This window comes from Ruegeria sp. F5, from assembly GCF_056533845.1.
The window spans coordinates 165440-178750 of sequence record NZ_JBQFOU010000001.1; the positions used below are offsets into that span (position 1 = coordinate 165440).

14 protein-coding genes are annotated in these 13311 nt (G+C 59.7%); 11 read left to right on the forward strand and 3 right to left on the reverse strand.

All coding sequences use genetic code 11. From position 1 onward, the window contains the following. Window positions 1–67 precede the first annotated feature (67 nt). Window positions 68–1183: a THUMP domain-containing class I SAM-dependent RNA methyltransferase gene (locus tag ACR0K1_RS00710; RefSeq protein WP_480848122.1), complete on the reverse strand. Its 1116-nt coding sequence runs from the start codon at window positions 1181–1183 to the stop codon at window positions 68–70. 298 nt (window positions 1184–1481) lie between these two features. On the opposite strand from ACR0K1_RS00710, the gene ACR0K1_RS00715 reads away from it, so the two are divergent. The 6 genes from ACR0K1_RS00715 to nqrF are packed head-to-tail and all read left to right on the forward strand — an operon-like array spanning window position 1482 to window position 7343. After that, a complete protein-coding gene (locus ACR0K1_RS00715; RefSeq protein WP_480848124.1) occupies window positions 1482–2825 on the forward strand; it encodes a Na(+)-translocating NADH-quinone reductase subunit A in 1344 nt (447 codons plus the stop codon). A gap of 6 nt (window positions 2826–2831) precedes the next feature. Beyond that, window positions 2832–4040: an NADH:ubiquinone reductase (Na(+)-transporting) subunit B gene (locus tag ACR0K1_RS00720; protein ID WP_480848126.1), complete on the forward strand. Its 1209-nt coding sequence runs from the start codon at window positions 2832–2834 to the stop codon at window positions 4038–4040. Beyond that, entirely contained in the window at window positions 4033–4848 is an 816-nt protein-coding gene (locus tag ACR0K1_RS00725) for a Na(+)-translocating NADH-quinone reductase subunit C (protein WP_480848128.1), read from the forward strand. Before ACR0K1_RS00720 ends, ACR0K1_RS00725 begins: the two co-directional genes overlap by 8 nt. Further along, window positions 4848–5501: an NADH:ubiquinone reductase (Na(+)-transporting) subunit D gene (locus tag ACR0K1_RS00730; RefSeq protein ID WP_170710614.1), complete on the forward strand. Its 654-nt coding sequence runs from the start codon at window positions 4848–4850 to the stop codon at window positions 5499–5501. The genes ACR0K1_RS00725 and ACR0K1_RS00730 overlap by 1 nt, the downstream gene beginning before the upstream one ends. After that, a complete protein-coding gene (gene nqrE / locus ACR0K1_RS00735; RefSeq protein ID WP_170389343.1) occupies window positions 5501–6109 on the forward strand; it encodes an NADH:ubiquinone reductase (Na(+)-transporting) subunit E in 609 nt (202 codons plus the stop codon). Before ACR0K1_RS00730 ends, nqrE begins: the two co-directional genes overlap by 1 nt. Window positions 6110–6119: 10 nt before the next feature. After that, window positions 6120–7343: an NADH:ubiquinone reductase (Na(+)-transporting) subunit F gene (nqrF, locus tag ACR0K1_RS00740; RefSeq protein ID WP_480848130.1), complete on the forward strand. Its 1224-nt coding sequence runs from the start codon at window positions 6120–6122 to the stop codon at window positions 7341–7343. 54 nt (window positions 7344–7397) lie between these two features. Here nqrF and ACR0K1_RS00745 read toward each other — a convergent pair whose 3' ends face one another. Next, window positions 7398–8411 carry an NAD-dependent epimerase/dehydratase family protein gene (locus tag ACR0K1_RS00745; RefSeq protein ID WP_480848132.1) on the reverse strand — a complete coding sequence of 338 codons (1014 nt, stop codon included), beginning with the start codon at window positions 8409–8411 and terminating at the stop codon, window positions 7398–7400. Window positions 8412–8539: 128 nt separating this feature from the next. On the opposite strand from ACR0K1_RS00745, the gene ACR0K1_RS00750 reads away from it, so the two are divergent. Continuing rightward, complete coding sequence (locus tag ACR0K1_RS00750; RefSeq protein WP_480848134.1) at window positions 8540–9295, forward strand: metallophosphoesterase family protein; 756 nt, start codon at window positions 8540–8542, stop codon at window positions 9293–9295. Between the two features lie 39 nt (window positions 9296–9334). On the opposite strand, the gene ACR0K1_RS00755 is transcribed toward ACR0K1_RS00750, so the two are convergent. Further along, the gene (locus ACR0K1_RS00755; RefSeq protein WP_480848137.1) at window positions 9335–9859 is read right to left on the reverse strand and encodes a CBS domain-containing protein; all 525 of its coding nucleotides are present in this window, start codon (window positions 9857–9859) and stop codon (window positions 9335–9337) included. 122 nt (window positions 9860–9981) lie between these two features. Here ACR0K1_RS00755 and ACR0K1_RS00760 point away from each other — a divergent pair, with 122 nt between their 5' ends. From ACR0K1_RS00760 to ACR0K1_RS00775, 4 genes are all read left to right on the forward strand, one after another. Next, the gene (locus ACR0K1_RS00760) at window positions 9982–10167 is read left to right on the forward strand and encodes a hypothetical protein (protein WP_480611639.1); all 186 of its coding nucleotides are present in this window, start codon (window positions 9982–9984) and stop codon (window positions 10165–10167) included. A gap of 65 nt (window positions 10168–10232) precedes the next feature. Further along, window positions 10233–11258, forward strand: coding sequence for an FAD:protein FMN transferase (locus tag ACR0K1_RS00765; RefSeq protein ID WP_480848139.1), 1026 nt, complete (start codon window positions 10233–10235; stop codon window positions 11256–11258). 15 nt (window positions 11259–11273) lie between these two features. After that, window positions 11274–11510: a (Na+)-NQR maturation NqrM gene (gene nqrM, locus ACR0K1_RS00770; protein ID WP_480848141.1), complete on the forward strand. Its 237-nt coding sequence runs from the start codon at window positions 11274–11276 to the stop codon at window positions 11508–11510. A gap of 65 nt (window positions 11511–11575) precedes the next feature. Then, complete coding sequence (locus tag ACR0K1_RS00775) at window positions 11576–13246, forward strand: sulfatase-like hydrolase/transferase (RefSeq protein ID WP_480848143.1); 1671 nt, start codon at window positions 11576–11578, stop codon at window positions 13244–13246. The last annotated feature ends 65 nt before the right edge of the window (window positions 13247–13311 follow it).

A 13311-nucleotide genomic window follows, 5' to 3' on the forward strand; every position in this document is an offset into this window, starting at 1 on the left:
CAAAGGGGATGTGCAAGAGGGATTCTGTGGTGAATTCGCATCCGGAATAATGGGGTTCGATCCCGCGTCAGGATAAGGCATCCGTCTGGTACAGGCGGATTTTGGTGCCGCCGTGATCGACGACGGGTCCGGGGGGCAGAAGGGGCAGGCGGGTTGCGCGGGCCAGTGAGGGGTTGCTGGTCACGATCCCGGCGCGCCAGCCGGAAAAACGCGACATCAGGGTTTTGCCCAGGCTGCCGTAAAGCGACCGCAAGCGTTTTTCGTCTCCGATCCGGGCCCCGTAGGGTGGGTTGACGATGACCAGTCCAGCGGGTCCTTCGGGCGGTTTGATGTCGCTGACGGAGCGCTGAGAAAAGCGGGCGATTTCCGCCACGCCTGCGTGTTGGGCGTTGGTTGAGGCGGCCTCAATCGCGCCTGTGTTTCTGTCAGAGCCATAAAAACGCTGATCAGGGGCCGGTGTCGGCGGCGCCTGGCGCAGGGCCTGCCACGCCTGCGGATCAAACCCGGCCAAATCCTCGAATGCAAATCGGCGAGAGCGACCGGGGAGGAGCCCCGACGCAATCTCGGCGGCCTCGATCACGAAGGTGCCCGACCCGCACATCGGGTCCAGAACCGGCTCTGATCCGTCAAACCCGCAGTCTCGCAGGAACATGGCGGCCATCGTCTCGCGCATCGGGGCTTTGGCGACCGCCGGTTTGTGGCCGCGTTTGTGCAGGGGTTCGCCGGATGTATCCACGGAGAAAGTGCACAGGTCTTTTTCGATACGCAGAAGGACGCGTAGATTGGCGTCGGGCGAGATCGGTGCACCAAGCGTTTCGGATATGGCCCGCTCGATCCTCTGACGGGCAGCACCGGCGTGATAGATGCGGGATTTGCGGCTGGTGGCCTCGATCTTGACCGGAATATCGGGGCGCAGAAAGTCCGCCCAGGGGAATTTGCGTGCCCGTTTGTCCAGCTGGGCCAGATGCACCGCCGGGAAACTGCCCAGACGGACAAGAACTTTGTTGGCCCCGCGCAGGCACAGATTGGCGCGCCAGACCTCGGACCAGCCTCCGGTGCAGCTAACCCCGCCTGCGATGACCCTGGCCCCGGCGAATCCGTGCTGTTTGGCCTCGGCGCAAAGGGGGGCTTCCAGCCCTGGCGTTGCCACCAGGAAAATCTCAAATTCGTCAGATGCGTTCATGGCTTTTGCTTACACCGGAAGCAAAACAGGTGCGACACGCTTTTTCGGGGTTGCTTTGCAGGTTTTGTAATAGGATCAGTATAAAGTGACCCGCTGCCGCTGGTTTCGGCGGTAACAGGTTTGCGTTTCGCAGCCTGTGCGCGTAAAGGGTCCGAGATCGGAGTAATGCCAGCGGATTCCGGCGGGTTTATGACGCATTTGCGTCCCGGTGAGCCAGACGATCCGCGCTATCTGGACGTCATGATCGCGTGGCGTACAATAGTTGGCGCAGGAAAGAGGCTTGGAAGACCGTAGCAAGATGCAAACTTTCAAACTGAAAAAAGGGTTGGAACTGCCGGTTCAGGGCGCGCCCGAACAGACGATCCAACCGGGGCCCGAGTTTTCCACCGTTGCGGTTCTGGGGTCGGATTACCTTGGGCTGAAGCCGCGCATGCTGGTGCAGGAAGGCGAGACGGTTCAACGCGGCACGCCGCTTTTTTGCCACAAGGACGTGCCCGAGGCGATGATGGTTGCCCCCCTTAGCGGCAAGGTCGTGGCCATCAATCGCGGTGCGCGCCGCGTATTGCAGAGCGTGGTGATCGAGGTCTCTGATCCGAACGATGCGGGCATCGACTTTTCTGGTGTCGGAAATGCCGACAGTGCCGAAGGTGTGGCCGAGAAACTCTGCGCCGCCGGGCTGTGGACTGCGTTCCGCACGCGGCCCTATTCCAAGATGCCCGCGCCCGCAGATAAACCGGCAGCGATCTTTGTGACCGCGATGGACAGTGAACCGCTGGCCGCCGACGCCGCCGTGATCATTGCAGATGCAGGCGAGGCTTTTGCAGCAGGTCTGGCCGCGGTTGCAAAACTGACCGAGGGCAAAACCTATCTGTGTCACAAGGACGGCGATGCCATTTCCGGCGCGGATGTCGCCGATGTCGAGGCTGCTGCCTTTTCCGGGCCGCATCCGGCGGGGCTGGCAGGGACGCATATTCACTTCCTTGAACCGCTGGCAGGGGACAAGCAGGTCTGGACCATTGGCTATCAGGACGTGATCGCAATTGGCCGCCTGATGCAGACCGGCCATCTGGACCCGAACATCGTCGTTGCCCTGACCGGCCCCTGCGCGCGCCAGCCGCGTCTGATCCGGACGGTCATGGGCGCCTCGACCGACGACCTGACCGGCGACGAGGTCAATGTGGACGGAACCCCGCGCGTTATCTCGGGCTCGATCCTGTCGGGACAGCTTGCCGAGGGTCCGACCGCTTATCTGGGCCGGTTTGCCCGTCAGATTACCCTGATCCGCGAAGATCATGACCAGATCCCGATGGGCTGGATTCGTCCGATGCCGTCGAAATTCGCGGTGCAGCCTGTTCTGGGCTCGGCCTTTGCCAAAAAGCTCTATGCACTGACCAGCAACCTGAACGGTGGCCGTCGGGCGATGGTGCCGACCGGGACCTTCGAAGAGCTGATGCCGCAGGACTATCTGCCGACGCAATTGCTGCGCGCGCTGCTGGTCATGGACACGGACACCGCACAGGCACTGGGCGCGCTGGAGCTGGATGAAGAGGATCTGGGCCTTGTGGGCTTTGCCTGTCCGGCCAAATATGAATACGGGCTGGCGCTGCGCGACTGCCTGACCAAGATTGAAAAGGAGGGCTGATCCGAAATGGGTTTGCGCAGCTTCTTCGATCGGATCGAGCCGAACTTTACCAAGGGCGGCAGGTACGAGAAGTATTTTCCCATCTACGAGATGGTGGAAAGCTTCATCTACACTCCGAAAACCGTAACCACCGCAGCGCCCCATGCGCGGTCTTATGTGGATATGAAGCGGATCATGACCTATGTCGTGATCGCCACGATCCCCTGCATTTTGTGGGGGATGTACAATACCGGCTATCAGGCCAACAGCGCGATTGCAGCACTTGGGCCGGATTCGGCAACCGGCTGGCGGATTGCGATCCTGCAGGCATTCGGCATCTCGCAGGACCCTGCCAGCATCTTCGCCAACGTGATGCACGGGCTGATGTACTTCCTGCCGATCTACATCGTGACATTGGTCGCAGGTGGTATCTTCGAGGTGATCTTCGCCACCGTGCGTGGCCATGAGGTGAACGAGGGTTTCCTTGTTACCTCAATGCTTTACACGCTGATCATGCCCGCAACCGCGCCGCTTTGGCAGGTCGCGCTTGGCATTATCTTTGGCGTTGTCATCGGTAAGGAAGTCTTTGGCGGCACCGGCAAGAACTTCCTGAACCCTGCGCTTGTGGGCCGGGCGTTCCTGTATTTCGCCTATCCGGCCAACATGTCCGGTGACACGGTTTGGACCCCGGTCGACGGGTTCTCGGGCGCGACGGCGCTGTCCGTTTCGGCCTCGGATGGCTATCAGGCGCTGGCAGCGGATGGCATCACCTGGTGGAATGCGTTCTTCGGGCAGATTCAGGGCAGCTTTGGCGAAACCTCGACACTGGCCTGCATGATCGGTCTGGCCTTCCTGCTGACCACGCGGATCGCCAATTACCGCCTGATCATTGGCTGTCTGGCGGGCACAATCGGCTTTACCCTGCTGCTGAACCTGATCGGGTCGGACACCAACCCGATGTTTGCGATGCCGTGGTACTGGCACATCGTGCTGGGCGGGTACGCATTCGGTCTGGCCTTCATGGTGACCGAGCCCGTCTCGGCCAGCCACACCAACACGGGCCGCTATATCTATGGCGCGCTGATCGGTGTCATGGTTGTGATGATCCGCGTCATCAACCCGGCTTTCCCCGAAGGCATGATGCTGGCTATCCTGTTCGGCAACGTCTTTGCGCCGCTGATCGATTATTTCGTTGTGCAGGCCAACATCAAACGGAGGGCGCGTCGCCATGTCTGATACGCAATCCAACGAACCGAAAGGCGCATTGGCCAGGTTTCTGGCGGCCTCGCCGGATTCGGTCGGCAAGACGATCTTCATCGCCGTCGCCGTCTGTCTGGTGGCCTCGATGGTGGTGTCTGCTGCGGCTGTCAGCCTGCGCCCGGTGCAGGATGCCAACCGGCTGAAGGACAAGCAGGTTAACGTTCTGCAGGTGGCGGGTGTGTATGAACCCGGCATCGATGTAACCGAGGCTTTTGCCGCGTTCGAGCCGCATGTGGTGGAATTGTCCACCGGCGAGTTCGTGGACGACCAGTTCGATCCGGCCACCTTTGACGACATCGCTGCGGCCAGCGATCCGGAACTGAGTGTTGCGCTGGACGACGACCCGGCGGGTATTGGCCGCAAGTCGAAATACCGCGTGATCTACCTGTTGCGCGACGATGCGGGCGAGTTGGACAAAGTGATCCTGCCGCTGCACGGCTATGGCCTGTGGTCGACGCTCTATGGCTTCATCGCTCTGGAAAAGAATGGCAACGATATCTACGGCCTGCAGTTTTATCAGCATGGCGAAACCCCCGGCCTTGGGGCCGAGGTGGACAACCCGCGCTGGAAAGCGCTGTGGAGCGGTAAGAAACTGCGCGACGATGCGGGCGACTTGCAGATCACTGTCGCCAAATCGCAACCCGCCGCGGGCCCCGATTTCTACATCGATGCGCTTGCCGGGGCCACGCTGACCTCGGTCGGGGTCGATAACCTGGTGAAATTCTGGATGGGTGATGCGGGCTACGGTCCCTTCCTGGCCAAACTGCAAGCAGGAGAGTTGTGATGTCCCAGACCAAGAAAGAGATGCTGGTCGATCCGCTTGTCGACAACAACCCAATCACCCTGCAGGTGCTGGGTATTTGTTCGGCGCTGGCGGTGACCTCGTCGCTGCAGGTGTCGATGGTGATGGCGCTGGCGGTGATCTTCGTGACCTCGTTCTCGTCCTTCTTCATCTCATGCCTGCGCAACCAGATCCCCGGGTCGATCCGGATCATCGTGCAGATGGTGATCATCGCCTCGCTGGTGATCCTGGTGGACCAGATCCTTAAGGCCTATGCCTTCGAGATTTCCAAAACCCTGTCGGTCTTTGTTGGCCTGATTATCACCAACTGTATCGTGATGGGCCGGGCCGAGGCGTTTGCGATGAAGAACCCCCCGGTTGCGTCTTTCATCGACGGGATGGGCAACGGCATGGGCTATGGCCTGATCCTGCTGCTGGTTGGCTTCATTCGGGAGCTGTTCGGTGCCGGGTCGCTGTTTGGCGTGACCATCCTGCAGACCGTGAACAATGGCGGCTGGTACGTGCCCAACGGCATGCTGCTGCTGCCGCCTTCGGCGTTCTTCATCATCGGTTTGATCATCTGGGCCTTCCGCACATGGAAGCCGAACCAGGTGGAAGAGCGTGAATACAAAATCCAGCAGGTAGAGGCGCACTGATGGAAGGTCTGATTTCACTGGCCGTAAAGGCCATCTTTGTCGAAAACCTTGCGCTCAGCTTCTTTCTGGGGATGTGTACCTTCATCGCCGTGTCCAAGAAGATTTCCACCGCGCTGGGTCTGGGGATTTCGGTCATGGTTGTGCAGGCGATCACCGTGCCCACCAACAACCTGCTGCTGAATTACCTGCTGAAACCGGGCGCGCTGTCCTGGGCCGGGTTCCCGGATGTGGACCTGACCTTCCTTGGTCTGATCTCGTATATCGGCGTGATCGCTGCGATGGTGCAGATCCTCGAGATGATCCTCGATAAGTACTTCCCGCCGCTTTACAACGCGCTGGGGATTTTCCTGCCGCTGATCACGGTGAACTGCGCCATTCTGGGCGGCTCGCTGTTCATGGTGGAACGCGACTATAACTTTGCCGAGGCCGCGACCTATGGCCTGTCGTCGGGCTTTGGCTGGGCGCTGGCGATCACCGCAATGGCTGGCGTGCGCGAGAAGCTGAAGTATTCCGATATTCCCGACGGCCTGCAGGGTCTGGGGATCACCTTCATCACCGCTGGGCTGATGGCGATGGCCTTCATGTCCTTCTCAGGCGTGAAACTGTAAGGAGGCGTCGATGGAAACTTTTACCCTAGGCGTCGCGCTTTTCACCCTGATCGTGATCGGACTGGTCGCGATCATCATGGCCGCACGCTCGCGTCTGGTCTCGACCGGGAACGTCAACATCACCATCAACGGCGAGAAAACCGTATCGGTTCCGGCGGGTGGCAAGCTGTTGCAGACGCTGGCGGCCGAGAAGCTCTTTGTCCCCTCCGCCTGCGGTGGCGGTGGCACCTGCGCACAGTGTCGCGTCCGGGTGCATTCGGGCGGCGGCTCGATCCTGCCGACCGAGGAAAGTCACATCACCAAGCGCGAGGCCGCCTGCGGCGACCGTCTGTCCTGTCAGGTCGCGGTCAAGCAGGACATGGATATCGAGGTTCCCGAAGAGGTTTTTGGCGTCAAGAAATGGGAATGCACAGTGCGTTCGAACGAGAACGTGGCAACCTTCATCAAAGCGCTGACGCTGGACCTGCCGGAAGGCGAAGACGTGAACTTCCGCGCCGGTGGCTACATACAGATCGAAGCGCCCGCGCACCAACTGGCCTATACCGATTTCGATGTGGAAGAGGAGTACCGCGAGGATTGGGATCGCTTCAATCTGTGGCAGTACAAATCCGTCGTAGGTGAACCGATCGAGCGCGCCTATTCGATGGCGAACTACCCGGATGAAAAGGGCATGATCATGCTGAACGTCCGCGTGGCCTCGCCGCCTCCGGGCTCGGACGGCATCCCGCCGGGTCAGATGTCGTCTTATATCTTCAACTTGAAACCGGGCGACAAGGTCACGATCTCGGGTCCGTTCGGCGAATTCTTCGCCCGTGAGACGGAAAAAGAGATGGTGTTCATCGGCGGTGGTGCCGGCATGGCGCCGATGCGCAGCCACATCTTCGACCAGCTCAAACGCCTTGAGAACCGCAACCGCAAGATCAGCTTCTGGTACGGCGCGCGGTCGAAGAAAGAAATGTTCTTTGTCGAGGATTTCGACACTTTGGCCAAAGATTTCGACAATTTTGAATGGCATGTGGCCCTGTCGGACGCGCAGCCCGAGGATGACTGGAAAGGCTATACCGGCTTCATCCACAACGTGCTGTTCGAGGAATACCTCAAGAACCATCCCGCGCCCGAGGATTGCGAATATTACATGTGTGGTCCGCCAATCATGAACCAGTCGGTCATCAACATGCTGCTGGATCTGGGCGTGGACCGCGAAGACATCATGCTCGACGATTTCGGCGGGTAAAAAACAAGAAACCGGCGCACCCTGCGCCGGTTTTCTTTTGCCAGAAGTGCCCGCTTATTTCCCGTAAAAGTCGCGATACCACTCGACGAACTGTTTGATCCCGTCCTTGAACTCGGTCTGCGGTCGATAGCCGGTCAGGCGTTGCAACAGGCTGTTGTCGGCCCATGTTGCCGGAACATCGCCCATCTGCATCGGCATGTAATTGCGGATGGCTTTCTGGCCGACCGCCTCTTCGATGGCTTCGATGAAGTCCATCAGACGGACCTTTTCTCCGTTGCCGATGTTAACGATGCGATAGGGTGCGATGGGGGACAGGCTGTCGCCGTCTTCGATCTCATCGCTGCTGGCAGGCCGGACAGGAGGGGTGTCGATCAACAGCCGGATGCCCCTTACAAGGTCTTCGACATGAGTAAAGTCGCGATACATGTCGCCGTGGTTGTAGATGTCAATCGGGCGGCCATCCAGAATGGCACCGACGAACTTGAAATAGGCCAGATCGGGCCGCCCCCAGGTGCCATAGACGGTGAAGAACCGGAACATCGTTGTCGGCAGGTCCCACAAATGGGCGTAGGAATGCGCCATCGCCTCGCCCGCCTTTTTGGTCGCGGCGTAGATCGTCAGTTGATTGTCGACCTTTTGAGTCTCGGTAAAGGGCATATCCTCGCTGGCCCCATAGATGGAGGAGGTCGAGGCCATCAGCAGGTGGTCCACATTATGCTGCCGCGCAACCTCCATCACGTTGAACGTGCCCACGACGTTCGAGTCGATATAGCTGCGCGGATGTTCAAGGCTGTAGCGCACCCCGGCCTGCGCAGCGAGGTGGATGATGATGTCGGGCTGAAATTCATCGGCAACCTGCATCAGGCGGTCGTGGTTTTCCAACAGATCCTCGGTTGCCGAAAAGCCCGGCGTCTGCATCAGCATCTGGTGCCGCCGCTGCTTGAGGGTGACGTCGTAATAGTCTGTCATCCCGTCATAGCCATGCACGCGGAATCCATCCGCCAGCAGCAATCGGGCCAGATGAAACCCGATAAAGCCCGCAGTGCCCGTAACCAAAACCCGTTTCATACAACCCTCTGCGCGCTGATCTGATAAATGAACTCCCTTGGTGACAGTCATATCAGACACCTACGGGCCTTCAATCGAAACGATTGCCAATTGTGGCCGCAGCTTGCGCCGGGTAGGGATAGGCCCGCATGGTAAAAGACTGGATCAAAGGGCTTTTGGCAAAACGCCAGACGCAGGACGCGGATGACGACCTGTCCGCAATCGCTCCGGATGAGCGATTCTATGCGGTGGGTGACATCCATGGCCGTCTTGATCTGTTGCAGGCAATCCTGACCCGCATGGACAGCGATTGCCGTATGGTTTTTGTGGGCGACTATATCGACCGGGGCGAGTACAGCGCGCAGGTCTTGCGCCAGTTGCATCACCTGAGCGAAACCTCGGGCGGGCGCGTCATCTGCCTGCTGGGAAATCACGAGGAAATGCTGCTGCGCTTTCTCGAAGACCCTGAGCAAGTCAGCGGGTTGTGGTTCCGCAATGGCGGGCTGCAAACGCTGGCCTCTTTCGGGATCAAGAATGTGACTCCCGAGGACAACGCCGCCGCGATGGCCGCGCAGTTACGGCATGCCATGGGTGAGGCGCTGGTCACGTGGCTGTCGGACTGCCCGCTGATCTGGACCAGCGGCAATGTCTCGGTCGTGCACGCGGCGCTGGACCCGGAAAAGCCGGTTGACGATCAACCCCGGCAGACCTGCCTGTGGGGGCGGCCGCATTATTCGCGGGCGCGCCGGGCAGACGGTCAATGGGTCGTGCATGGTCATACGATAGTGGATCAGGCGCGGGTTGCGCGGGGTGTCATCTCAATCGACACCGGTGCTTTTGCCACCGGTCGCCTGACAGCAGCCGAAATTTTCTCTGGCGGCGTCCGGTTCACATCAACCCGCTGACCGGCCAAAGGGGCCGGTCGCCGATGGTCGCGCCAGGAATTAACCGACGATCATCTGCTTCATGCGCAGGGCTTCGTATTCCAGTTCCTTCAAACGGAAATGCACGACATCACCGATGGTGATCACGCCGCAAAGGTTGCCATCTTTCAGAACCGGCATGTGGCGAAAACGGCCTTCGGTCATAGTTTTCAGCACGTCATTCAGCAGATCGTCCGGTGTGCAGGATTTGACCTCTTTGGTCATCAGTTCCTCGACCGCTTGCGGCAGGGTCTGACCCGGCGTATCCGCCATGCGTCGCACGATGTCACGTTCCGACAGGATGCCCTGCAGGGTACCGTTCTGATCGGTCACGACCACGGCACCGATCCGCTTTTCCTTGAGCGTATTCACCACGGAATGGATCGTATCATTGGGACGTACCGAGAAAACCGCATCCCCCTTACCATCAAGCAGCTTGGCCACGGTCGTCTGCGCATGCGACAGGTTCGATTCCGTCGACTGGCTGTAGGTTGTCTTGTCAGCCTTGTCGCCGCGCGATGGGGACTGGTAAGAGCTTGGAGCCATTGGCACTCTCCTCCTTGTACTTCAAAGTCTTTCCCTTTCACCTTAGCGCAGCTAAACGACCTGTATAGGGTGCAAATGCCCGGATCGGTGAAATCCGCCGCTTATCAAGGATACGCAAGGCTTTGAACGACCTCTATCTGACCCCGCCGCTGGCTGTGCTGATCTTCTTTGTGGTGGTCGTTTGCGGCCATAACTTCCGCAAACTGTGGAAACAGCAGCCGCCGGGATGGCGGAAACGGGCCTGGCTGTTCGGGGTACCGGCGGGAATAGGCTTGCTTGCGCTTGGTTTTCTGCCGCTCAAGCTGTGACGCCGGTTTGACTCTGACCCGGGGCGCTGGCATATGCCGGGCACGGATTTTCCAGGAGACCCCCGATGCGACTAGTGCCGTTGCTGGCCCTCGCCACACTTGTTTCCGGCTGCCTGTTCGGTAAGGAACCCGACGTGGTCCGCCTGTCGGGCGAAACGATGGGAACAACCTTCAACATCACCGCCATTGGCGAGGATCTGGACGCCGACGCGCTCGCCCGGGCCGTTGATCAGACACTGGCCGACGTCAACGCCAAGATGTCCAACTGGGACCCGAATTCCGAGGTTTCGACCTTTTCTGCCGCCGCCAGCACCGCCCCGATGCCGGTCTCAGCCGAGTTTGCAGTGGTGATGGCTGCCGCGAATGAGGTGCACGAAAAGACCGGCGGTACTTTCGATGTGACGCTGGGCCCTTTGATTGAGCTTTGGGGCTTCGGCCCACGCAAACCGGAAGACCCGGTGCCGTCCGACGAAGACATATCAGCCGCGCTGGATGGTGTCGGGCAGGCCCGGTTGCTGACGCTGGACGCCGAGGCCGGGACACTGGCGAAATCCGACCCCGCGGTTGGGATCAACCTGTCTGCCATTGCGAAAGGCTACGGTATCGACGCCGTGGCCGAGACCCTGCAAGAGGCTGGGATCGAGGACTATCTGGTCGAGATCGGCGGCGATCTGGTGTCCAAAGGGCAAAACGATCAGGGTGAGGCGTGGCGCATCGGCATCGAAAAACCCGAACCCGGCGCGCAAAGCGTTCAGTTGATCGTGTCGCTGGACAATCGCGGCATGGCAAGCTCTGGCGATTACAAGAATTTCTTCGAACAGGATGGTGTGCGCTATTCCCATATCATCGACCCCACCACCGGGCGTCCGATTACGCATCGCACGACCTCGGTCACCGTTCTGGCCGAAAATGCGATGATGGCCGATGCCTGGGCGACGGCGATGCTTGCGCTGGGGCAGGAAAAGGGCATGGAACTGGCCGAAGAGCATAAACTTGCCGTGTATTTCATCGCGCGGGATGTGACAGGCGGCGAAGATGCGTATATTACGATGCACAGCACCGCGTTCAAAGACGCGCTTGGCACGAACTGACCGGCAGGACCCAAGATGAGCACCTTTATTCTGGCCTTCATACTGCTAGCCCTTGTCATGGTGGGCATGTCGCTGGGTGTGATGCTGATGGGCAAGACCATCAAGGGTAGCTGCGGCGGTCTGAACGCGATCTCGGGCGCGGATAAATGCGTGGTCTGCCAAAAGGATGTCGACCCCGACAGCCCGCTGCGCGACCAGCTTCAATGCAAGCGCGCCAGGAAGATGCTGGAACGGATGGAGCGTCAGAACTAATCGGCATTTGCGCTGCCCGAACGGAATTGGCTAGATAGCACCGGACCACTCGGGAGGGGGCGCAATTGGCCAAAGCCAGAAATATCCTGTTCATCATGTTCGACCAGCTGCGTTGGGATTACCTGAGCTGTTACGGGCATCCGCATCTGCATACCCCGAATATCGACCGGCTGGCGGCGAAAGGCGTCCGGTTCAACCGCGCTTATATCCAGTCGCCGATCTGCGGCAGTTCCCGCATGTCTACCTATACCGGACGTTATGTGCATTCGCATGGGGCGTCCTGGAACGGCATTCCGCTGAAAGTTGGCGAGATCACGATGGGTGACCATCTGCGCAAGGCCGGGATGGATTGCTGGCTGGTCGGCAAGACCCATATGCGCGCGGATGCCGAAGGCATGGCCCGTTTGGGTCTGGAACCCGACAGCCTGATAGGGGCCCGCGTTGCCGAATGTGGCTTCGACGTGTTCGAACGGGATGACGGCATGCTGCCCGAGGGGCCGGATGGGTATTACGACCCGGATGGGGCGAAGGAATACAACAAGTTCCTGAAAGCCAAGGGCTATGAGAGCGACAACCCCTGGCATGACTTTGCCAATTCCGGGCTGGATGCGGAAGGTAACGTTCTGTCCGGCTGGTTTCTGAAAAACGCATCCGAGCCAGCAAATATCGCCGAAGAGGACAGCGAAACCCCCTATCTGACCGGGCGCGGCATCGACTTCATGCAAACCCATGACGGCCCGTGGTGCTGCCACCTGAGTTTTATCAAGCCGCATTGGCCCTACATCGTGCCCGAACCCTATGCCTCGATGTATGGTCCCGACCACGTTTTGCCGGTGGTCCGGTCCGAGGCGGAACGCCAGAATGCGCATCCGGTGCTCAAGGCGTTCATGGATACCAAAGTGGGGCAGGCGTTCTCGCGGGAAGATGTGCGCGAGGCGGTGATCCCCGCCTATATGGGCCTGATCAAACAGGCGGACGACCAGATGGGGCGGCTGTTCGACTGGATGGAACAGACCGGGCGGATGGATGACACGATGATTGTCCTGACCTCGGATCACGGGGATTTTCTGGGCGATCACTGGATGGGGGAAAAGACCTTCTTCCACGATGCGTCGACCAGGATGCCGCTGATCATCTACGATCCTTCGCCCGAGGCGGATGCCACACGCGGTACGGTCAGCGATGCGCTGGTGGAATCCATCGACCTGGCACCCACATTTGTCGATACCGCCGGCGGAGAGGTGGCGACGCATATTCTGGAAGGGCATTCCTTGCTGCCGATCCTGCACGGACAGGCCGACGACCTGCCCCGCGACGTGGTGATCTGCGAATACGATTACTCGGGCTCGCCGATTGCGGATGTGCTGAACGCCTCGGTCCGCGATGCGGTGATGTTCATGGTGGCGAACAGGAAATGGAAGCTGATCCATTGCGAAGGCGGCCACCGGCCGATCCTGTTCGATCTGGAAAACGACCCGGATGAACTGACCGATCTGCGCGACAGCGCTGAGCACTCCGAAGTCATTGCCGAGATGTATGAGCATCTGTTCGCCTGGACCCGCCGCGCGTCGCAGCGCACCACGCGGTCCGAGCAGCAACTGATCGAGATGCGGACCAAAAGCCGGGGCAGGGGGATCGTTCTGGGGGTCTATGATGAAAACGATACGCCGCTGGACCTGACGGTCAAATACCGCAATCGCAAGGCTCGGCCCTACAAGAGCTATCTGAAGGACTGACGCTTCAATCCCTGCCGGTTCCGGTTTGATTAAATCTGCGCCAATCGTGGCAAAGACGGTTCACC